The organism is Lentzea sp. NPDC051213 (assembly GCF_044455585.1).
Classification (GTDB): Bacteria; Actinomycetota; Actinomycetes; order Mycobacteriales; family Pseudonocardiaceae; genus Lentzea.
Window position 1 is genome coordinate 113624 of the sequence record NZ_JBITEX010000004.1, and the last position, 19817, is coordinate 133440.

The 19817-nt window shown below is 69.1% G+C and carries 22 protein-coding genes and 2 tRNA genes; 11 read left to right on the forward strand and 13 right to left on the reverse strand.

What is annotated here, in order from left to right:
- Positions 1 to 15 precede the first annotated feature (15 nt).
- Entirely contained in the window at positions 16 to 774 is a 759-nt protein-coding gene (locus ACIA8G_RS18710) for an alpha/beta hydrolase family protein (RefSeq protein WP_396419794.1), read from the forward strand.
- A 52-nt stretch (positions 775 to 826) separates the two neighbouring features.
- On the opposite strand, the gene ACIA8G_RS18715 is transcribed toward ACIA8G_RS18710, so the two are convergent.
- Positions 827 to 900 (reverse strand) — tRNA-Pro (locus ACIA8G_RS18715).
- 63 nt (positions 901 to 963) lie between these two features.
- Between ACIA8G_RS18715 and ACIA8G_RS18720 the strand changes: the two genes are divergently transcribed.
- Positions 964 to 1034 (forward strand) — tRNA-Gly (locus ACIA8G_RS18720).
- A gap of 127 nt (positions 1035 to 1161) precedes the next feature.
- Here ACIA8G_RS18720 and ACIA8G_RS18725 read toward each other — a convergent pair.
- Complete coding sequence (locus ACIA8G_RS18725) at positions 1162 to 1716, reverse strand: NAD(P)-dependent oxidoreductase (RefSeq protein ID WP_396419795.1); 555 nt, start codon at positions 1714 to 1716, stop codon at positions 1162 to 1164.
- Between the two features lie 57 nt (positions 1717 to 1773).
- On the opposite strand from ACIA8G_RS18725, the gene ACIA8G_RS18730 reads away from it, so the two are divergent.
- From ACIA8G_RS18730 to ACIA8G_RS18740, 3 genes are all read left to right on the forward strand, one after another.
- Positions 1774 to 2091 (forward strand): winged helix-turn-helix transcriptional regulator, encoded by a 318-nt coding sequence (locus ACIA8G_RS18730; RefSeq protein WP_396419796.1) that lies wholly within the window; start codon positions 1774 to 1776, stop codon positions 2089 to 2091.
- Between the two features lie 3 nt (positions 2092 to 2094).
- Entirely contained in the window at positions 2095 to 2430 is a 336-nt protein-coding gene (locus tag ACIA8G_RS18735) for a VOC family protein (protein ID WP_396419797.1), read from the forward strand.
- Positions 2431 to 2681: 251 nt separating this feature from the next.
- Positions 2682 to 3017, forward strand: a complete 336-nt coding sequence (locus ACIA8G_RS18740; protein ID WP_396419798.1) for a histidine triad nucleotide-binding protein — start codon at positions 2682 to 2684, stop codon at positions 3015 to 3017.
- On the opposite strand, the gene ACIA8G_RS18745 is transcribed toward ACIA8G_RS18740, so the two are convergent.
- Positions 2998 to 3606 carry an MBL fold metallo-hydrolase gene (locus tag ACIA8G_RS18745; protein ID WP_396419799.1) on the reverse strand — a complete coding sequence of 203 codons (609 nt, stop codon included), beginning with the start codon at positions 3604 to 3606 and terminating at the stop codon, positions 2998 to 3000. The two genes, ACIA8G_RS18740 and ACIA8G_RS18745, sit on opposite strands and share 20 nt — an antisense overlap.
- Positions 3603 to 4274, reverse strand: a complete 672-nt coding sequence (locus tag ACIA8G_RS18750) for a 2-phosphosulfolactate phosphatase (protein WP_396419800.1) — start codon at positions 4272 to 4274, stop codon at positions 3603 to 3605. The genes ACIA8G_RS18745 and ACIA8G_RS18750 overlap by 4 nt, the downstream gene beginning before the upstream one ends.
- A 21-nt stretch (positions 4275 to 4295) precedes the next feature.
- On the opposite strand from ACIA8G_RS18750, the gene ACIA8G_RS18755 reads away from it, so the two are divergent.
- On the forward strand, positions 4296 to 4754 hold the full coding sequence (locus ACIA8G_RS18755) for a ribose-5-phosphate isomerase (RefSeq protein ID WP_396419801.1): 459 nt from the start codon (positions 4296 to 4298) through the stop codon (positions 4752 to 4754).
- 21 nt (positions 4755 to 4775) lie between these two features.
- Positions 4776 to 5576, forward strand: coding sequence for an Fpg/Nei family DNA glycosylase (locus ACIA8G_RS18760; protein WP_396419802.1), 801 nt, complete (start codon positions 4776 to 4778; stop codon positions 5574 to 5576).
- A gap of 66 nt (positions 5577 to 5642) precedes the next feature.
- On the opposite strand, the gene ACIA8G_RS18765 is transcribed toward ACIA8G_RS18760, so the two are convergent.
- The 5 genes from ACIA8G_RS18765 to ACIA8G_RS18785 all read right to left on the reverse strand — a co-directional run bounded on the left by ACIA8G_RS18765 (position 5643) and on the right by ACIA8G_RS18785 (position 10731).
- Entirely contained in the window at positions 5643 to 6371 is a 729-nt protein-coding gene (locus ACIA8G_RS18765) for a hypothetical protein (RefSeq protein ID WP_396419803.1), read from the reverse strand.
- A gap of 57 nt (positions 6372 to 6428) precedes the next feature.
- Positions 6429 to 7643, reverse strand: a complete 1215-nt coding sequence (locus ACIA8G_RS18770; RefSeq protein WP_396419805.1) for a GNAT family N-acetyltransferase — start codon at positions 7641 to 7643, stop codon at positions 6429 to 6431.
- A 41-nt stretch (positions 7644 to 7684) separates the two neighbouring features.
- Entirely contained in the window at positions 7685 to 9037 is a 1353-nt protein-coding gene (locus ACIA8G_RS18775; RefSeq protein WP_396419806.1) for an aldehyde dehydrogenase family protein, read from the reverse strand.
- Positions 9038 to 9172: 135 nt separating this feature from the next.
- A complete protein-coding gene (locus ACIA8G_RS18780) occupies positions 9173 to 10024 on the reverse strand; it encodes a DNA-3-methyladenine glycosylase family protein (protein WP_396419807.1) in 852 nt (283 codons plus the stop codon).
- A gap of 98 nt (positions 10025 to 10122) precedes the next feature.
- Positions 10123 to 10731 (reverse strand): disulfide bond formation protein DsbA, encoded by a 609-nt coding sequence (locus ACIA8G_RS18785; protein WP_396419808.1) that lies wholly within the window; start codon positions 10729 to 10731, stop codon positions 10123 to 10125.
- 163 nt (positions 10732 to 10894) lie between these two features.
- Here ACIA8G_RS18785 and pepN point away from each other — a divergent pair, with 163 nt between their 5' ends.
- A complete protein-coding gene (gene pepN / locus ACIA8G_RS18790) occupies positions 10895 to 13456 on the forward strand; it encodes an aminopeptidase N (RefSeq protein WP_396419809.1) in 2562 nt (853 codons plus the stop codon).
- A 65-nt stretch (positions 13457 to 13521) separates the two neighbouring features.
- Positions 13522 to 14163 carry a GNAT family N-acetyltransferase gene (locus ACIA8G_RS18795; RefSeq protein WP_396419811.1) on the forward strand — a complete coding sequence of 214 codons (642 nt, stop codon included), beginning with the start codon at positions 13522 to 13524 and terminating at the stop codon, positions 14161 to 14163.
- A gap of 64 nt (positions 14164 to 14227) precedes the next feature.
- Here the strand turns inward: ACIA8G_RS18795 and ACIA8G_RS18800 are convergent, their stop codons facing one another.
- From ACIA8G_RS18800 to ACIA8G_RS18810, 3 genes are read right to left on the reverse strand one after another with little or no spacing between them, the layout of a single operon-like run.
- Positions 14228 to 14707, reverse strand: coding sequence for a DUF5130 family protein (locus ACIA8G_RS18800; RefSeq protein WP_396419812.1), 480 nt, complete (start codon positions 14705 to 14707; stop codon positions 14228 to 14230).
- Entirely contained in the window at positions 14694 to 14939 is a 246-nt protein-coding gene (locus ACIA8G_RS18805; protein WP_396419813.1) for a hypothetical protein, read from the reverse strand. Before ACIA8G_RS18805 ends, ACIA8G_RS18800 begins: the two co-directional genes overlap by 14 nt.
- A 21-nt stretch (positions 14940 to 14960) precedes the next feature.
- Positions 14961 to 16163: an MFS transporter gene (locus tag ACIA8G_RS18810; protein WP_396419814.1), complete on the reverse strand. Its 1203-nt coding sequence runs from the start codon at positions 16161 to 16163 to the stop codon at positions 14961 to 14963.
- Between the two features lie 342 nt (positions 16164 to 16505).
- Here ACIA8G_RS18810 and ACIA8G_RS18815 point away from each other — a divergent pair, with 342 nt between their 5' ends.
- Entirely contained in the window at positions 16506 to 16880 is a 375-nt protein-coding gene (locus ACIA8G_RS18815) for a DUF2345 domain-containing protein (RefSeq protein WP_396419815.1), read from the forward strand.
- 12 nt (positions 16881 to 16892) lie between these two features.
- On the opposite strand, the gene ACIA8G_RS18820 is transcribed toward ACIA8G_RS18815, so the two are convergent.
- The gene (locus tag ACIA8G_RS18820) at positions 16893 to 17561 is read right to left on the reverse strand and encodes an HNH endonuclease (RefSeq protein ID WP_396419816.1); all 669 of its coding nucleotides are present in this window, start codon (positions 17559 to 17561) and stop codon (positions 16893 to 16895) included.
- A gap of 150 nt (positions 17562 to 17711) precedes the next feature.
- On the opposite strand from ACIA8G_RS18820, the gene ACIA8G_RS18825 reads away from it, so the two are divergent.
- The gene (locus tag ACIA8G_RS18825; RefSeq protein WP_396419818.1) at positions 17712 to 19808 is read left to right on the forward strand and encodes a prolyl oligopeptidase family protein; all 2097 of its coding nucleotides are present in this window, start codon (positions 17712 to 17714) and stop codon (positions 19806 to 19808) included.
- Positions 19809 to 19817: the final 9 nt, after the last annotated feature.

Sequence of the window (19817 nt, forward strand, 5' to 3'; positions counted from 1 at the left end):
CGCACACTAGTTCCCATGGACAACCGAAAAGCGGTGTTCGCGGGTGCGGACGGGCAGTCGCTGGCCGGCCGGCTCGAACTGCCCGCCGGAGACGTGGTGGCGACCGCCGTGTTCGCCCACTGCTTCACCTGCGGCAAGGACTCGGTGGCCGCCTCGCGGATCTCCCGCGAGCTCGCCGCTCGCGGGGTGGCGGTACTGCGCTTCGACTTCACCGGCCTCGGCCAGTCGGACGGCGACTTCGCGAACACCACGTTCACGTCCAACGTCGACGACCTGGTGTGCGCGGCGGGCCACCTGCGCGACACGATCGGCGCACCGAGTGTCCTCATCGGACATTCGCTCGGCGGCGCGGCCGTCCTGGCCGCCGCACACCAGATCCCGGAGGTCCGGGCCGTCGTCACGATCGGCGCGCCGGCCGACACCGCCCACGTGGAGCACCTGATCGGCTCGTCCAAGGCCGAGATCGAGGCTCATGGCGTGGCGGAGGTGCTGCTGGCCGGGCGGCCCTTCCGGATCAGCAACGGGTTCCTGACCGACATCAAGCAGCAGAACCAGGTGGCGTGCACCGCCGGGCTGAACCGCGCGCTGCTGGTCATGCACTCGCCGCAGGACGACCTGGTGGGAGTGGACAACGCGAGGCTCATCTTCGACGCGGCCCGCCACCCGAAGTCGTTCGTCTCGCTCGACGGCGCCGACCACCTGCTGACCGACCGCGCGGACGCCGCGTACGTGGCCGAGGTGCTCGCCGCGTGGGCCGGCCGCTACCTCGGCTGAGCATCAGAAAGCCCCCGGCGAGGTTCCGTCGCCGGGGGCTTTCGTCAACCGATCGGGGCGACAGGATTTGAACCTGCGACCCCCCGCTCCCAAAGCGGGTGCGCTACCAAACTGCGCCACGCCCCGGTTGTCACCAGAGTACCGCCACCCGCTAAGGTATTAACCGCAGCCCTCCGCAAGGGGGGCAACGCGGGCGTAGCTCAATGGTAGAGCCCTAGTCTTCCAAACTAGCTACGCGGGTTCGATTCCCGTCGCCCGCTCGTGGCCGAGGCCGACGCATGTCTGCGGATTGCGCAGACCGCGTCGGCCTCTCGCATTTTTTCTGGGGCCAAGCCCCCAGACCCCGCCGGGGGCACGCCCCCGGACCCCCAATCCTTATGAGCTAGCTCACATTGAGGCCACTCCGATCTGGGTGCGGGCGTGGGTGGGTCGTTCGATTTCGTCCACTACGGCCAGTGCGAAGTCCTCGTACGTCACCTCATCGCCCGGATCGACCGCGCCGATCCGGTACTTCCCCCTCGTGGTGCCGCCGAACATGCCGGCCGGGCTCATCACGAGCCAGTCGGTGTCCGATTCGGCCAGTACCTCGACGCCCGCCGCGTGCCCGAGGCAGAACGGCCGGTGCTCGGCCGGGAAGTCCGGGCTGTCGATCACGCGCACGCCCGGCTCGGTCTCCAGCAACGTGTAGATGCCGACTACCAGGATTCGGCCGGCACCGGACGCCACCAGCGCGCGGGCCGCCTCGGTGTAGAACTCGGCCGGGTCCTTCGCGAGGTCCACCACCGCGCTCACCGCTACGTCGTACCCGGCGGCCACCTCCGCCGCCGCGTGCACGCCGGGGTCCCGGCCGATCTTCGTGACCTCGTGGCCACGCGCCTGCGCCACGCGGGCGATCTCGCGGCCTGCCCGGCCGGACGCTCCGAAAACAACGATCTTCGCCATGAGCGCGAAGGTAGGGTGCGGATGTCCGGTTACCGCAACGATATCGGGGGTGAGCAGGTGGAATGCCGGCATGACGCACTGCCTTACCGCGTCGGTGACAAGTGGACCGCGCACGTGCTGCGCGGGCTGGCCGGCGGGCGGCGGCGGTTCACGGAGCTGCGCGCGGAGATCCCCGCGGTCACGGCCAAAGTGCTCACCTCTACGTTGCGGGCGATGGAGCGCGAGGGCGCGGTGACGCGCACCGAGTTCGACGAGAACCCGCCGCGCGTCGAGTACGAGCTGACCGAGCACGGCCGCAAGCTGCTGGGCTTGCTCGACATGTGCTGTGACTGGGCGCGCAAGAACTGGGCACGCGAAAACCTGGTGGAGGCCTGACCGATGCGGCTTGAGCAGATCGTCGTCGACAGCAACGACCCGAGCCGGCTCGCGCGGTTCTGGGCCGAGCTCCTCGGCGGTGAGCCGGTGAACCGCGAGCACGGGTGGGCACACGTCGAACCGCCCGGCGGACTGCGGATGTCGTTCCAGCCGGTGCCCGAGCGCAAGGACGTGAAGAACCGGCTGCACCTCGACTTCGAGGTCGCCGACATCGAGGCCGCCGTCGTGAAGGCGGTCAGCCTCGGTGCGACGCGTGACGGTGTGGTGCACACCGACGAGAAGGGCAGCTTCCAGGTCATGCACGACCCGGAGGGCAACGAGTTCTGCTTCGTCCACTGAAGAACTGGGACCGGAAAGAACCTACGACTGGAACGCGCGCCAGAGCGCCTCACCGAAGCGGATCGCGAGGACCACGAGCAGTACTCCGATCGCGAAACTGATGAGGCACCGAACGATGACCAGCATCTTGGTGCCCTTCATCCCGCCATGATTTATCGCAGGTGAGTCAGAACAACAGCGACCAGCCGTACCAATCCCGCACTGATCTGACACCGGCCTGGCACTGGTCCGGCACCGAATACGATGCGCGGGTGACCGACTGCCTGTTCTGCCGCATCGTCGCGGGCGAGATCCCGGCGACCGTGGTGACGGAGACCGACACCACGCTCGCGTTCCGCGACATCGACCCCAAGGCGCCCACGCACGTGCTGGTGATCCCCAAGGAGCACCACCAGGCGATCGGCGACGTCGACCCGGTGCTCGCCGGGCAGATCCTCACGACCGCGCACCAGGTCGCGAAGTCCGAGGGCGTCGACGAGTCGGGCTACCGGCTCGTGTTCAACACCGGCAAGGACGGCGGCCAGACCGTCTTCCACGTGCACTGCCACCTCCTGGGCGGGCGCGGCCTCAGCTGGCCGCCGGGATAGCCATCTCCCGCACGAACTTCGCGTCGACCGGGTTCCCGTGACCCGGCACGATGATCCGCGGGTGCAGCTCCAGCAGCCGGTCCAGGACGTTGCGCCAGTTCTGCGGCGTGGCGTCCGAGCCGGCCTGAGCCGGTGCGCCCTCCTCCACCAGGTCGCCCGCGAACACCACGTCCACGTCCGGCACGTGCACGATCACGTCGTGCGAGCTGTGCGCGGGACCGAAGTGGTACAGGTCGACCCGGCGTCCGCCGACGTCCAGAGTGACGGTGTCGCGGAACGTGTGCGTTGGTGAGATGAGCGTGCCTTCGAACGGCTCCGCGTAGTACTTGGCGCGGCTTTCGAGCAGGCTCTTGTCCACCACGCAGTCCTCGTGCGCCCACACCTCGCACGGCAGGAACGCCTCCGTCGCGAGCACGTGGTCGAAGTGGTTGTGCGTCAACACGATTCGCGACGGATGCACTTCGGTCGCGAGCGCGGGGTCCATCCCGGAGTCCACGAGCAGCGAGTCACCCGATCCGGTGATGAATCCCAGCGTCAGGTCCAGCTCGGTGTGCCGGCGGATGAACACGCCGGCCGCGATCTCGATCACCGCAGCACCCCGTCCACCAGCACCGGCGCTGCGGTGCTGACACCGATCTCGACGGCGAGATCGACGTCGGCGGCGTGGCCGTTCTCGATCAGTTCCCGCCCCGACCCGCAGTCCCGCACCGCGGCCGCGACGTCAGTGTTCATGAACACCGTCGCGGCGAGCTGTGCCTCGGGTGAGGCCTTGCCAGACAGAGCAGCCAGGACCGCCCCAGCGCCGAGGTAGTCCTCGATGCACGGGCGCAGCGGCCCGAACTCGCGAGGACCCGCGGTGAGGATGTCGAGGCCCCAGCGCTCGCCACCGGGGACGACACCGATGGTCTCCCCCAGCTCGGCAGCCCGTTCGGCGACGGCGGCAGCGTTGCGCAGGCAGGCGGCGAGCACGTGCGCACCGGTCTCGGCCGCCAGCGAGCAGAGGTTCGAGCCGTTCGGTGACGGCAGCTCGACCAGTCCGGTGGCGCCGACGAGTGATGCTGGTCGCAACGTCCTCCCAGATGACGGCTTCCAGCGCGACGGTCGCACCTGGCCGCCGTTGCCGACCACCAGGTCGACCGAGGTCGTGAACGACAGCACGTCCACGACAATCAGCACGTCACAGGCCTTGAGCGCCGTGATGCCCTCAGGTCCCCACTCCAGCCTCAGCTGGTACCCCTCCTGGCTGAACACACCCACCAGCGTGTCAGACTCGGTGACGTGCGCGTTTATCTGGGAGCTGACCACGCAGGCTTCGAGCTGAAGGGCCTTCTGGCCGAGCATCTCGCGAGCCAGGGCCACGAGGTGATCGACGTCGGGCCGTACGAGTACGACGCCGAGGACGACTACCCGCCGTTCTGCATCGACGCCGCGACCCGTGTCGTCGCCGACGCCGGCAGCCTGGGCGTCGTGATCGGCGGCTCCGGCAACGGCGAGCAGATCGCCGCGAACAAGGTGAAGGGCGCCCGCGCCGCACTGGCGTGGAACCCCGAGATCGCCCGGCTTTCGCGGCAGCACAACAACGCCAACCTGATCGGCCTCGGTGCCCGCCAGCACACGACGGAGGAGGCGTTCGCGATCGTCGACGCGTTCGTCGCCGAGCCGTTCTCCGACGAGGCCCGTCACGCCCGGCGCATCGGCCTGCTCACCGAGTACGAAGAGACCGGCAAAATCGGCTGATCCCAGACTGAGCCAATACTGATGCCAGAGGGCCACACGCTGCACCGCCTCGCGCGGTTGCACCAGCGCCGGTACGCGGGCAAGCCCGTGTCCGTCACCAGTCCGCAAGGGCGCTTTTCGGCGTCCCTTGTGGACGGCCGCAAGCTCGTCAGGGCCGAGGCGCACGGCAAGCACCTGTTCCACGTGTACGGACCGGACGCGATCGTGCACGTGCATCTCGGCTTGTACGGGACCTTCACCGAGTCACCGCTGCCGGTCCTTCTGCCGGTCGGTCAGGTGCGGATGCGTCTCGTCGGCGAGACGCACTGGACCGACCTGCGCGGGCCGACCGCGTGTGAGGTGCTCAACAAGGACGAGGTCAAGGCGATCCGCGACCGGCTCGGCCCCGATCCGTTGCGCAAGGACGCCGATCCGGACCTTGCGTACGAGCGGATCATCCGGTCCCGCCAGCCGCTCGCCGTGCTGCTGATGGACCAGAAGATCATCGGCGGGGTCGGCAACGTCTACCGGGCCGAGGTGCTGTTCCGGCACAACGTGAACCCGCTGGTGGCCGGCAACAAGGTCAGCCGCGAGCTGTGGGACACCCTGTGGGACGACCTGGTCGTGCTGATGAAGGACGGCGTGAAGGTCGGCCAGATCAACACCGTTCGCCCCGAGCACATGCCGCGGGCGATGGGTCGTGCGCCACGCGTGGATCGGCACGGCGGTGAGGTGTACGTCTACCGCCGTGCCGGTGAGCCGTGCCTGATCTGCGGCACCGAGGTCATGACCACGGAACTGGCAGCGCGCAACCTCTTCTGGTGCCCTGGCTGCCAGCCCTGAAAATTTTGGGCGGGGTAGTTCTGGGGTTCGGCCGGAAAGTGCTCATTTGATGAGCACTTTCAGCCGCTAGAAGTCGAACCCGCCGAAGTCGAAGCCGCCAGCGTCACCCATGTCGGCGGCGCCGCCCATGTCGCCCACGTCCCCCATGCCGACGTCGCCCATGCCCGCATCGGCCATGCCGTAGTCGCCGATGCCGTGCATGCCGGAGAACATGGCGTCCATCAGCAGGAACGTGCCGACACCCCAGGCGCCGGCCACCAGCGCGGGCTTCCACCACGGCTCGGAGTACCAGCCGCGCGGCACCGGACGCCCGGCGACCATGCCACCGGGGTAGTAGTGCGGCGTGCCGGAACCGGCGTGCGGCGACGCGGCGTACTGGTGGCCCTCGACGGTGACACGGCGGTCCTCGCTGACGGCACCGGCCTTGGCCTGACCCGCGGTCTCGGGCAGCGCGGGACCGGGGTCCATGCCCATGGCCTCACGGGCGGCGCGCACGTAGTGCAGGCCTTCCATCGCGGTCTGCGTGACCAGCTGCGCCTGCGGGATCGTGCGCGCCTGCTCCATCTGCGACCCGGCGGCCGTGAAGCGCTCGGAGGCGTCCGCCATCGCCTGCGTGGACGCGGTGTCCGTGCCGGAGAGGCTCATCACCTGCCCGCCCAGTCGCTCGACCCAGCGCCGCGCCTCGGCCTTGGCGTCGTCGAGCTCCCGCGCCTTGCGCGCGTTGCTCGCGTTGACCAGGTAGAACACACCAGCGATCACGAGGACCACCAGAACGATCAGCACAACGGTGCCCACGGCTTTACCTCCCACACCCGGTGAACCGTCAACGAGCAACAGTTGCCCTGAGTTCCGTCAGAACACCTCCGGGCAATGCGGCTCGTGCGAACCCAGGAACGCCGCCGTCAACGCGTCCACATGACCCGGCGTGTGCTCGACCACGCGGTGTGCCCGCCTGAGCACGGAAAGCCGTACACCACCGAGGAAAGCCGACCCGATCGAGGCGACGTCGAGCGACACGTCCGCCGGGTCCTCGGTGCGGGTCACCACGGCCTCGCCGCCCTTCACGGTGAAGCGCCAACGGCCGGAGTTCCACGGGCAGAAGGTGTCCTCGACTTCCAGCACACTGTCCACATCGGACGAGTACCGGCGCAGCGGCAGCGCGCGGTCGATGTCGACGATCCGCACCCACAGCGCGTCGCCGAGGTCACGCCCCACCTTCCGCGGGTTGTCGACCATGTGCACGATCGGGTCGTCGGCCGCGGTGTAGAAGGAGATCTCGGCCGCCAGGTCGATGTCCAGCAGGAACCGGTACAGGTCCACGTACGCCTGCTCGGTCTCGCACACCAGCTCCCGCACGTGCAGCTCGTCCGCCGGCCCGCGCGAGCTGCCCGCCGCCTTGGCCCGGAACACCACATACCCCTCGGGGTGCAGGCAGTAGCGGTACGAGGTGAGGCCGTCGCGGTCGACCTCGCGGTCAGCGAGCTGCACGTCCCATGTCTGCTCGACCCGGTTCAGCCAGCCGACCTTCGTGCGCCGCACCCGGTCGTGCACCTCGCGCATGAACGGCAGCGCCTCTTCCCGCGACACCTGCCGGATCCGGGCATCGCTCACCGCGACACCGGAGTGGAAGGCCATCCGCGTCGGCATCCTCATCCGGTTGAGGCTGGTGGCCAGCTCGCCGTAGCCGAACCGCCGGTAGATCGAGCCCTCCGACGCCCAGAGGATCGCGATCGGTTCGCCCGACTCGTGCATGCCGTGCAGCTGCGTCTTCATCATCAACGACGCCACGCCGCGACGCCGATGGCCGGGCTTCACCGTCACGACCGTCACCGCGCCGGCCGGGGCCTGAAGACCGCCGGGGACGGTGAGCTCGCGGCTGAGGACACCGGCGGTACCGATCATCTCGTCACCGTCGAACACCGCGTGGGTGCGGTCCAGCTCGAGGACCTTGACCCACTTGCTGTCCACGCCCGACGGGTCGTCGAGGAACGCCCACGCCATGACCCGCTGGAACTCGATGAGGTCGGATTCGTCGATGGTCCTGATGCTCAGCGCCGAGTCAGCCATAGCGGCAGTGATACGCCGCTCCGGCTGGTCTCGCAGCTCAATTACCGCTGAACAGACTTGATCTCGCAGAACTCGTCGAGCCCGAACCTGCCGAACTCGCGGCCGTTGCCCGACTGCCGGTAGCCGCCGAACGGCGCGCTCGTGTTGAACGCAGCCCCGTTGATGTCGACCTGTCCGGTCCGCAGCCGCTTCGCCACCCGCAGCGCCCGGTCGGTGTCCGCCGAGAACACGGCACCCGCCAGGCCGTACACCGTGGAGTTCGCGATCCGCACCGCGTCGTCCTCGTCCGCGTACGGCATGACCGCCAGGACCGGCCCGAAGATCTCCTCCTGCGCGATGGTCATCTCCGGCGTCACCCCGCCGAACACCGTCGGCGCGACGTAGAACCCCTGGGGCAGCGGCGCATCCGGTCCACCGGCAGCCAGCTGGGCACCTTCCTCGACACCCTTGCGGATGTACCCGACCACGCGGTCGCGCTGCGCGGCCGACACCGCCGGACCGATGCGCGTCGACGCGTCCGCCGGATCTGCCGAGGTGTACTTGGCAGCCGCCGCAGCAGCGATCTGCACCGCCTCGTCATGCCGGTCGGCGGGCACCAGGAGACGCGTCCAGGCACTGCACGCCTGCCCGTTGTTCATGAACGAGTTGGCGACCGCGATCTTCACCGCCCGCCCGAAGTCGGCGTCGTCGAGCACGACGCACGCGGACTTGCCGCCCAGTTCGAGCGCGACCCGCTTCACCGTCTCGGCGGCGACGGCGGACACCCGCCGCCCGGCCCGCGTGGACCCGGTGAACGACACCATGTCCACGTCCGGGTGCACGGCCAGCGCCTCACCGACGACCGGCCCGGTGCCGTGCACGAGCTGGAAGACACCCTCCGGCACGGTGGCCGTGATGATCTCCGTGAGCAGGTCGGCGGTCCCCGGCGCGAGCTCGCTCGGCTTGAGCACCACGGTGTTGCCCGCGGCGAGAGCCGGCACGACCTTCGCGACCATCTGCTGCAGCGGGAAGTTCCACGGCGTGATGGCGGCGACGACCCCGATCGGCTCGCGGAGGACCAGCGAGTGGCCGATCTCCTCGGGCTCGAAGTAGCCGCGCTCCAGCACGCCAGCGATGCCCTCCGCGATGGCGATGGGGTTCGCGACCTGCACCTTTCGGCTGAACGTGATGGGTGTGCCCATCTCGCGGGTCATGGTCGCCGCGATCTCGTCCGCGCGCTCCCGGAGGCCGTCGATGATCGCCCGGACCACCTTCGCCCGTTCCTCCACCGAGGTCTGCGACCACGCCGGGAAGGCGGCCACCGCGGCGGCCACGGCCGTGTCGACGTCGGCCGGTGTGCCTTCGGCGAGCGTGCCGATGACTTCCTCGGTGGCGGGGTTGACGACCTCGATCACGAGAGCCCTCCTGGCGGATGTGACACCACTGCGCTGACAACGGCCCAGCCTGTCACATCGGCTCGCGGTGGTCACGTCCGCGATGGGGCCATCACAGTGGAGGTCGTTTCCGCGCAGGAGCGATCACAACGGCGCTCAGCGACCCGCAGCAGCCATCGCACCCCCGATCCGCCGCTCCCGCAGCACCCGGAGATGCACCGCAGCCCACGTCCGGAACGGCCGCCACGCCTCGGACACCTCGGCCAGCGGCCGGCCGTACCGCTCGCTGACCTCGTCGGTGAGCCTGGTCTCGTTGTGCGGCACGGCGTCCGGCTCGTTCGCCCCGCGCAACACGACCAGCTCGGCCGCGAACGGCCCCAGCCCCTTGACCTGCTGCACCGCCAGGACGGCGGCAGCAGGTTTCATCGAACGCAACGTGACCGCGTCCAGCAGCCCGTCCAGCGCGGCATCGGCCACCGCGCGGAGGTACTCGGGCTTGCGCCCCGGCAGGTCCAGGTCCAGCGACCGCAACACCGCCGGCGCCGGGAACACGCCGCCGTGATCCCGGACCAGCGCGGCCTTCACCGCAGCCGCCTGCGACATCCGGACCCGTTGCGACAGCACGGACCACGCCGCCGCCTCGTACGGCGAGAAGAACCCGCACGGCCGCAGGCCCGGCAACGCGGCCTGCGCTTCCGCGATCACCGGATCCCGCGCACCGACATCGGGCCACGCCCGCCCGTCGACGTCCAGCGACAGGAACCGGCAGACCTGCGCCGCCGCCAGATCGAGGTCACCGGCCCCGGCGAGCTCCAGAACGGCAGTGGCGCCGCGCTGGGTCACGGAGACCGAAGCACGGCGCCACTCACCCTCGACCAGGAACGCCGACCGCAGCGCCTCGCCCTCGCGCTGGGGCAGCGCCGACGGCGTGAAGCCCTCCCAGAACGCCCGTGAGGTCGCGAGCGACCAGGGCCCCTGGACCAGGACTTCTACGCGGTGGTGTGCCATGTCCAGAGACGTTAGCGAGCACCACCGACAGAAACCGTCGCCGCAGGTCAGACCACGTAGTGCCGTGACCGTCAGCCTTCGCCGGTCACGGCGCTGAATCAGCTGAAGTCCAGCTCGCCCGTGCGGGTCCGCTTGAGCTCGAAGAAGTACGGGTAGCCGGCCAGCAGCCGGGCACCGTCGAAGATCTGCCCGGCCTCTTCGCCGCGCGGGATCTTGGTCAGCACCGGGCCGAAGAACGCGACGCCGTCGATGTGGATCGTCGGCGTGCCGACGTCCATGCCGACCGGGTCCATGCCGCGGTGGTGGCTCGCCCGCAGCTCCTCGTCGAACTCGGTCGAGTTCGCGGCCTCGGCCAGCTCGACCGGCAGCTCGGCGTCCGCGAGGGCCAGCGGGATGACCTCGTCGAAGTTCTTGTTGTCCTCGTTGTGGATTCGGGTGCCGAGCGCGGTGTAGAGACGCGGCAGCACCTCGTTGCCGAACTTCTGCTCGGCGGCGATGGCGACGCGGACCGGACCCCAGCCCTTGGTCATCAGCTCCTTGTACTGATCGGGCAGGTCGCGCCCCTCGTTCAGCACGGAAAGACTCATCACGTGGAAGCTGAGGTCGATGTCGCGGACCTTCTCCACCTCGAGGATCCACCTGGACGTGATCCAGGCGAACGGACAAAGAGGGTCGAAGTAGAAATCGACCTTCGCCTTGTCGGCCATGCGTGCCCCTTCAGTGACGGTAAGTGGGCTTATCGCCCCATCAGCCCAACGAGATCACCCTCTCATCTCTTCCCGTACGCCGGTTCCGTGATTGGATGCGGGAGTCATAACCATTCCCGACGACGTCAGCGCGTAACCACCCGCGCGGCAGACGAGGTGACCAGTGGCCGCGCCCAACCTCACCCGCGACCAGGCTCAGGAACGTGCTGAGCTGCTGGAAGTGGAGTCCTACCGGATCGAGCTGGACCTGACCGACGGCGGCGGAAAGCCGGGTTCGGACACGTTCCGCTCCACCACCACCGTGGTGTTCCGCAGCCGGACTCCGGGTGCTTCCTCGTGGATCGACATCGTGGCGGCGACCGTGCACCGTGCCGTGCTGAACGGCAGCGAGCTCGACGTCTCCGGGTATCGCGAGGAGGACGGCATCAAGCTGCCGGACCTCGCGGACACCAACGAGCTGACGATCGAAGCCGACTGCCGGTACATGAACACCGGCGAGGGCCTGCACCGGTTCGTCGACCCCGTCGACGGCGGTGTCTACCTGTACTCCCAGTTCGAGACCGCGGACGCCAAGCGCATGTTCGCGTGTTTCGACCAGCCCGACCTCAAGTCCGTCTACGCGATGAAGGTCACGGCGCCGCACGACTGGAAGGTCATCTCGAACGGCGAGATCATCGCCACCGAGGACGGCGAGGGCGGCGCGGACGTGCACACGTTCGCCACCACCAAGCCGATGTCGACCTACATCGTCGCGCTGGTCGCCGGCCCGTACGCGGAGTGGCGTGACGAGTTCGTGGAGGGCGACTTCCGCATCCCGCTGGGCATTTACTGCCGCGCCTCGCTCGCGCCGCACATGGACGCCGAACGGCTCTTCACCGAGACCAAGCAGGGCTTCGGGTTCTTCCACCAGGCGTTCGGGGTCAACTACCCGTTCGGCAAGTACGACCAGTGCTTCGTGCCGGAGTTCAACGCGGGCGCGATGGAGAACGCGGGCTGCGTCACGTTCCTGGAGGACTACGTCTTCCGCAGCCGCGTCACCCGCTACCTCTACGAGCGGCGCGCGGAGACCGTGCTGCACGAGATGGCGCACATGTGGTTCGGCGACCTGGTGACCATGCGCTGGTGGGACGACCTGTGGCTGAACGAGTCGTTCGCCACCTGGGCGTCCGTACTCGCGCAGGCCGAGGCCACCGAGTACCGCCAGGCGTGGACGACGTTCGCGAAGATCGAGAAGTCCTGGGCCTACCGGCAAGACCAGCTGCCGAGCACGCACCCCGTCGCCGCCGACATCTCCGACGTGCAGGCGGTCGAGGTCAACTTCGACGGCATCACCTACGCCAAGGGCGCTTCCGTCCTGAAGCAGCTCGTCGCGTACGTCGGGCTGGAGAACTTCCTGGCGGGCCTGCGGGTCTACTTCGCCAAGCATGCCTGGAGCAACGCGACGCTCGCCGACCTGCTGGGCGCGCTGGAGGAAGCCTCCGGCCGCGACCTGTCGTGGTGGAGCGCGCAGTGGCTCGAGACGACCGGCCTGAACCTGTTGCGCCCCAAGTTCACCGTTGACGCGCAGGGTCGCTTCACCGAGTTCGCGGTGCTGCAGGGCGGCGCGCGTCCCGGTGCCGGCGAGCTGCGCACGCACCGCATCGCGATCGGCGTCTACGACGACGACGGCTCCGGCAAGCTGGTCCGCACGCACCGCCACGAGCTGGACGTGACGGGCGACCGCACCGAGGTCCCCGAGCTGGTCGGCGTGCACCGCGGCAAGATCGTGCTGGTCAACGACGACGACCTCACGTACTGCACCATGCGCCTCGACCCGGACTCGCTGGCCGCGCTGATCGACCACATCTCCGACATCGCCGAGCCGCTGCCGCGCACGCTGTGCTGGTCGGCCGCGTGGGAGATGACCCGCGAGGCCGAGCTGAAGGCCCGCGACTTCGTGAACCTGGTGCTGGGTGGCCTGCACTCCGAGTCCGAAGTCGGTGTCGTGCAACGGCTTCTGCTGCAGGCGCAGACCTCGCTGTCGTCCTACGCGGACGACACGTGGCGCGCGGAGGGCTGGCGCCGGTTCGTGGCGAAGGCCCTGGAACTGGCCCAGGCCGCCGAGCCTGGGTCGGACCACCAACTGGCGTTCGTGAACGCACTGGCGTCGTCGGTGCTCGACGAGTCCACTGTGGACGTGCTGCGCGGCTGGTACGACGGCTCCGCCGGGCTGGAAGGCCTCGAGGTCGACACGGACCTGCGCTGGCGTCTGCTGCAGGCGCTCGTCGCGCACGGCAAGGCGGACCTGCCGGAGATCAGTGCCGAGGAGGAGCGCGACCCGACCTCCACCGGCCACCGCCGCGCCCAGCAGACCCGCGCCCTGCGCCCGACCACGGCCGCCAAGGACGAGGCCTGGGACCGCGCGGTGAACGACGACGACCTGCCGAACGCGGTCAGCGAGGCGATCATCGCCGGCATCTCGCACCCCGGTCAGAAGGAACTGCTGGCGCCCTACGTCGAGCGCTACTTCGCCGACGTGAAGGGCGTGTGGGACCGCCGCACCTCCGAGCGCGCGCAGTCCATGGTGGTCGGCATGTTCCCGGCGTGGTCGATCGCGAGGTCCACTGTGGAGGCTGCCGACGCGTGGCTCGCGGAGGACCGGCCGCCGGCCCTGCGCCGCCTGGTCTCGGAAGGTCGCGCGGGCATCGTGCGCGCCCTTGCGGCCCAGGAGTTCGACCGCTCCTGATCTACGTTGCCAGGACGGCCCCGTGACGCTTTGATGGCGTCACGGGGCCGTTCTTTGGGGGAACTGTGAACGACATCAACGCATTGCTCGAACGCTGGCATCGCGGCTGGATCGCCGCGGACGGGCTGACGTCCGAGCGTCGCGACGGGTACCTGGTCGTCCGCGTGAACCGGTCGCGCAGGCAGTTCGAGTGGATCGCCACCGACCCCGCCGCGGCACGAATCGTCGCGGCGACACAGGAACCGAACTGGCTCAGCGTGCTGACCCACGAGCCGGAGAAGGTGACCGCGGAGATCGAGCAGGCGGGACTGATCGTGTGCCGGCCGGACGAGACGTTCATGCGGTGCGAGCTCGCCGGCCATCCCCTGTTCGATGCGCCCGCGGGATACACCGTCGAGGTGGCCAGGGATCCGGTCATCCAGGTGCGCGTGCTGACCTCCGACGGCGAGCGAGCCGCGAGCGGATTGATGCCGGTGGTCGGCGAAGACGCGGTGGCACACCGGATCGAGACCTCGGGCGGGCACCGGCGACGTGGTCTCGGCAGCGTGGTGATGGGCGCGCTGGTGCGGGAAGCGCTGGCGGACGGGGCGAAGACCGGGCTGCTGTTCTCGTCGGCGGAAGGTGTGCACCTGTACCGGAAGCTCGGCTGGGAGCGGATCTGCGATCTCGTGGTGGCGCAGAACTCGGTCGCCGCCCGGCTCGGTTGATGGCGGAACAACCCCGGAAAGCAGAAGGCCCCCGGCCTGAACCGGGGGCCTTTCACGACGAGAATCAGGAACGCGGTGCCGCGCCGGCCTGGTCGGTCAGCATGCGCAGGCCGGACACCAGTCCGCCCGCGAGGTCACCCTCCTTGAAGGACGCCACCATGCTCATCACGGCGAGCTTGGCGCCGCGGTCGGCCAGCCGCCGGTGCGACTCCTCGCCCGTCACGATCTCGACGACGCGCTCACCCGGCGACACGGCCACCAGCACGTGGTGCGAGGGGCGCACGGTCGAGGCGTGCAGCTCGCTCGCGCGCTCGCGCGAGGCGGAGCCGAGCTCGCCCAGGTACACGCTGAAGTCGAGGCCCGTGCTGCGGCTGGACAGCGTCAGCGCCTCGTCGAGCTGCGCCAGCTGGGTCGCGCTGAACGGCAGCTCGGGAGCGTGCGGCTCGTACATCTTGGCAGCGGAGACGCGTCCGCTGTTCGTCACGACGGCGCCGACGGGCAGCGTCGACGGGTCGACGGCCTCGATCGCTTTACCAGTTGCCACGGGCGCCTCCCTTGGCGGTCGAGCCCTCGACTGCGGGCTCGGCGGTGCTGTGGTGGCCGTCGCTCAACCCGGCAGGGTTCGCGTTCCACCACACCGGGGCGTAGCCCCACTCCTGGCCGGGCCGGTACCGGGGAATCCGGGTGGCCTTGGGCCTCAACGTCAGCAGCATGATCACGCCGTAGAGAGCCAGCGGGATCAGCGCGAAGACGAGAACGGTCTCCACGATGGTCACGGACCGGTACGGTAGCCGAACTCAGCCGCGGATGAGAGGCCGGGCCAGCAAGATCGCGGTCATTCCCACGATCGAGCCCGCCACGACGTAGACGGTGCCCAGCGACGTGACCGCGGCGAGCGGTCCGGCGAGGCCCGCGCCGAGCGGCGAGAGGCCCCACGCGAGCACCCGGTACGCGCTCGTCACGCGGCCCATCATCGGTCCTGGTGTGAGCCGTTGCCGCTTGGTCGCGGACAGCACGTTCCAGCCGGCCGACGCCACGCCGAACAGCAGGCACGCGAGCACCGCGACCACCAGCCAGGGCACCAGACCGAACACCGCGAACGCCGCGCCGAGCAGCGCCAGGAACCCGGCCATCACGCGACCAGCGCCCCAGCGCCGCGCGAGCCGCGGGGACAGCCAGGCGCCTAGCAGAGCACCCGTCGCCATGCACACGACCAGGGCGGGAACCACCGGTTCGGCGAGGCGGAGTACCTGGATGGAGTAGAGCGCCAGCATGGCGTTGGCGGCGGCCGCACAGAAAGCTGTGATTGCAACGGCAACTACCAGTGACCGCAGGCCACGGGTCCGCAGGAGGAACCGCGCGCCCTCCGCCAGCCCGCCGCGAAGATCGCCCCGAACCCGTTCCGGAGCGACGTCTGGCACGTGGGACATCAGCAGCGCGGCGACCACGAAGCTGGCCGCGTCGAGCGCGAAACAGGCCGCCGGCGCCCACCAGAACAGCACCGCGGCGGCCAGCGGGCCTGCGAGGTCCATGCCGACCGTCTCGACCGCCACGAACCTGCCGTTCGCCGCCTCCAGCCCGTCCCTGCCCGCCAGTTCGACCAGCAGCACCTGCGACGCCGAGTCCGCGAACGTCTCCGCTGAGGTCAGCACGAAGGCGGTGGCGCACAGGACGACAACCGTGGCGTGTCCGGTGTGGACCGCGAGAGCGAGCACTCCGGTCACCCCGCCGCGCAGCCAATGTGCCACCACGACAACGTTTCGCGGCCTCCAGCGGTCCACCAGCGCCCCCGCCGGCAACGCGACGAGCAACCAGGGCAGAGTTGTGGCGACCGCCACAGCGGACACCGCGAGCGGACTGCGGGTACTTGCGGCGGCGAACAACGGCATGGCGACGATGCGCACGCCGTCCCCGACGAGCGACACCGCCCAAGCGCCGGTGAGCACCCGGAAACCACGTCCGCCCACGCCCTGAGGGGTATGACGCACGTCACGTTCCATCAGAATGAACGTTACTGAGCGTGTCCATACCGGCCAGTAGAGGCAATGAGTGCTCTCGTGCGGCGCAGCGGTTACACCCGGTCAGGCCTCACCCGGACGGATGCGAACGGGTGCCGGTTTGGGGTCTTGTTCCCGGAACACCCACCTCTTAGCTTTTCACCTATACGGCTCTTGCGCAGCCCCACCGAGCGTCCTGGAGGACACAAAATGTTGCTGACCACCCGCCCCCAGGCCACCACCATCACTCTTCCGAGCTACAGGGACGATTCAGTGCGTATTACGGCAAGTGACTCCGTTCGCATCACTGCGCGTGACTCCGTTCGGATCACTGCGTCCGATTCGGTGCGCATCACCGCCTCCGACTCGGTCCGCATCACGATGGACGACTCGGTGCGCATCACGGCGAGCGATTCGGTCAGGATCACGTGCGCCGACTCCGTCCGGATCACCGCGCTCGACGACTCGGTCCGGATCACCGCTCAGCAGGACTCCGTGCGGATCACGGCCCACGACGACTCCGTCCGCATCACGGCTCAGCAGGACTCGGTCCGCATCACGGCCCAGGACTCCGTCCGCATCACGATGGACGACTCGGTGCGCATCACCGCCGCCGACAGCGTCCGCATCACCGCGCAGCAGGACTCGGTGCGCATCACCGCGCTCGACGACTCCGTGCGCATCACGGCCCGCCGCGACGACTTCACCCTGGCGGCCTGACCCGGAACCAGATCAGGCCGCGGGTTCACCCAGGTACGGCAACCACTGCGGATCGGCCTCGGCCACCCCGGCGAGCAGCCTCCAGTGCGGACCACGTGGCGCGGCAGGCACGACGCGCAGCCGCCACCCCAGTTCGGACAGCAACTTGTCCGCCTTGCGGTGGTTGCACTTCGCGCAGCACGCGACGCAGTTCGTCCAGGTGTGAGGTCCGCCACGCGAACGCGGCACGACGTGGTCGATCGTCTCGGCGCGCCCGCCGCAGTAGGCACAGCGATACCGGTCGCGATGCATGAGCCCGGCACGGGTCATCGGCACGCGACCGCGATAAGGCACGCGGACGTAGGTGCTCAGCCGGATCACGGACGGCACGAGCACCTCGGACTTCGACGAGTGCAGCACCAGCCCGGAGGCGTCTCCGTGCACGACTTCGGCCTTGCCGCACACCACCAGGACGACCGCCCGGCGCAGTGATAACGCCGTGAGCGGCTCGAACGTGGCGTTCAGCAGCAGAACTTTGCGTCTTCCCCAGGGGAAAACCGCCGGCGTCGGACCGGAACCTCCCCCATCTCGATCCCGATCGGGAACGGCCCGCAACTCGGCCTGTTTCCGGCATGGGGGGACCGTCGGCGCGGTCTCAGCACTTACCGAGGCGCCGATAGGGGTCGGTTGTCGGTCTGGCACGCGACCACCTCCACCGGTTCAGCCATAGGAGACCACACATACCAGGAAAAAATCACGTGTGATAAGCGACGCGTCACGGATGTGTGATCAAACCAGGGGTTAACAGCTCCCTATCGGGGATGGTTTTCATCGCCCGCTACTCTTGACAAGGTGACAGAGGCACACTCCACTCCACTGCCTGCGACGATCACCTACCCGATCGCCGAGCGGCTAAACCTCGCCGAGCCGATTCACGGGCGTGCAGTCGCGGATCCGTATCGCTGGCTCGAGGACACGGCGGATCCCCGCACCGAGACGTGGTCACAGGCGCAGGACGTGCTCGCACGCTCCTGGTTGGACGCGATGCCGGGCCGCGCCCGCCTCGACACGAGGCTGAAGGAGTTGATGCGCACGGGTTCGGTGTCCACGCCGGCCTGGCGCGCCGGTCGCGCGTTCTTCACCCGCCGCGGCCCCGAGCAGGACCACCCCGTCGTCATGGTGCGCGAGACCGATGGCACCGAACGCGTGTTGCTCGACGTGAGCACCCTCGACCCGTCGGGCCGGACCACACTGGACGGCTGGTCGCCCAGCCTGGAGGGCACGCGCCTCGCGTACCAGGTGTCGGTCGGTGGCAACGAGCACTCGCTGCTGCACGTGATCGACGTCGCCACCGGCGAACTCATCGAGGGCCCGATCGACAGGTGCCGCTACTCCCCCGTCGGCTGGCTGCCGGGTGGCGAGGAGTTCTTCTACGTGCGCCAGCTCGACCCGGCCCTGCTGCCCGAGGACGAGAAGCTGTTCCATCGCCGCGTGTGGCGCCACCGCGTGGGCACCGATCCCGTCACCGACGTCAACGTGCACGGTGACGGCCTCGACCACACCTATTACTACGGCCTGAACCTGTCGCACGACGGCCGCTGGCTGGTCGTCAACGGCGCGCCCGGCACGGTGCGGCGCGATTCCGTGTGGATCGCGGACCTGCACGGCGATGGCGCGCTCAAGCCCGTGATCCTGTCCGACGCGGGCGTGCAGTGCTCGGCGTTCGTGGCCCGTGACGGCAGGCTCTACCTGCACACCTCGCTCGACGCGCCGCGGTTCCGCGTCTGCGTGGCCGATCCGGCGAACCCCACCGAGTGGACGGAGCTGGTCAGCGAGGAAGCCGACTCGGTGCTGGACGACGTGCGCTGGCTCGACGGCGACCTCGTCGTGCTGCGCACCCGGCACGCGGTGTCCGAACTGCACCTGCACGACGTCGCGACCGGGGCGCACAAGCAGGCGATTCCGCTGCCGAGCACCGGTTCGCTGCACGGGATGTCCGTTGTGGACGCTCGGACCGACCACGACCGGGACGTGCTGTGGTTCGGGTGGACGGACTTCGTCACTCCGAGCTCGGTGTTCCGCTTCTCCACCTCCAGCGGCGAAACCGTGCTGCACGAGGCCGCTCCGGGCCGGGTCGAGCTGCCGACCGTGACGACCCAGCAGATCGCGTACACGTCCAAGGACGGCACGACGGTGCGGATGTTCGTCGTGAGCGGCGAGCAGAAGCCGGACCTGCCGAGGCCCGCGCTGCTCACCGGCTACGGCGGCTTCGCGATCGGCCGCGGCCCCGGCTACAGCGCGAACACCCTGGCGTGGGTGGAAGCGGGCGGCGTGTGGGTGCACGTGTCGTTGCGCGGTGGTGACGAGGAAGGCGAGGAGTGGCACGTCGCCGGCATGCGCGCCAACAAGCAGAACGTGTTCGACGACTTCCACGCCGCGGCAGAACGTCTGGTGCGTGACGGCTGGACCACGCCGCAGCAGCTCTCGATCATGGGCGGCTCGAACGGCGGTCTGCTCGTCGGAGCCGCTCTCACGCAACGTCCCGAGCTCTACGCGGCCGTGGTGTGCTCAGCGCCACTGCTCGACATGGTGCGCTACGAGAAGTTCCTGCTCGGGCGCCTGTGGGCCGAGGAATACGGCAGCGCAAGCGTTTCCGAGGAGCTGGATTGGCTGTTGTCCTACTCTCCGTACCACCGCGTCGAAGCCGATGTTGAGTACCCTTCGGTGCTGTTCACGGTGTTCGAGTCGGATTCGCGCGTGGATCCCAACCACGCCAGGAAGATGTGCGCGGCTTTGCAGCACGCTTCGACAAGTGATCCGGCCAAGCACCCCGTGCTGATCAGGCGCGAGACCGAGGTCGGTCACGCGGGCCGTTCGGTCAGCCGGACGGTCGCTCTCGCCGTGGACCAGCTGACGTTTTTGGCCAATGCCACCGGCATGGAGTTGTAGGAGGGCACG

Excerpts from the sequence above, each read along its gene's own strand:
- ACIA8G_RS18710 (WP_396419794.1), top strand. The coding sequence starts at position 16 with ATGGACAACCGAAAAGCGGTGTTCGCGGGTGCGGACGGGCAGTCGCTG.
- ACIA8G_RS18725 (WP_396419795.1), bottom strand. The coding sequence starts at position 1,716 with ATGGCGAAGATCGTTGTTTTCGGAGCGTCCGGCCGGGCAGGCCGCGAG.
- ACIA8G_RS18735 (WP_396419797.1), top strand. The coding sequence starts at position 2,095 with ATGCGGCTTGAGCAGATCGTCGTCGACAGCAACGACCCGAGCCGGCTC.
- ACIA8G_RS18760 (WP_396419802.1), top strand. The coding sequence starts at position 4,776 with ATGCCAGAGGGCCACACGCTGCACCGCCTCGCGCGGTTGCACCAGCGC.
- ACIA8G_RS18770 (WP_396419805.1), bottom strand. The coding sequence starts at position 7,643 with ATGGCTGACTCGGCGCTGAGCATCAGGACCATCGACGAATCCGACCTC.
- ACIA8G_RS18780 (WP_396419807.1), bottom strand. The coding sequence starts at position 10,024 with ATGGCACACCACCGCGTAGAAGTCCTGGTCCAGGGGCCCTGGTCGCTC.
- ACIA8G_RS18785 (WP_396419808.1), bottom strand. The coding sequence starts at position 10,731 with ATGGCCGACAAGGCGAAGGTCGATTTCTACTTCGACCCTCTTTGTCCG.
- ACIA8G_RS18810 (WP_396419814.1), bottom strand. The coding sequence starts at position 16,163 with ATGGAACGTGACGTGCGTCATACCCCTCAGGGCGTGGGCGGACGTGGT.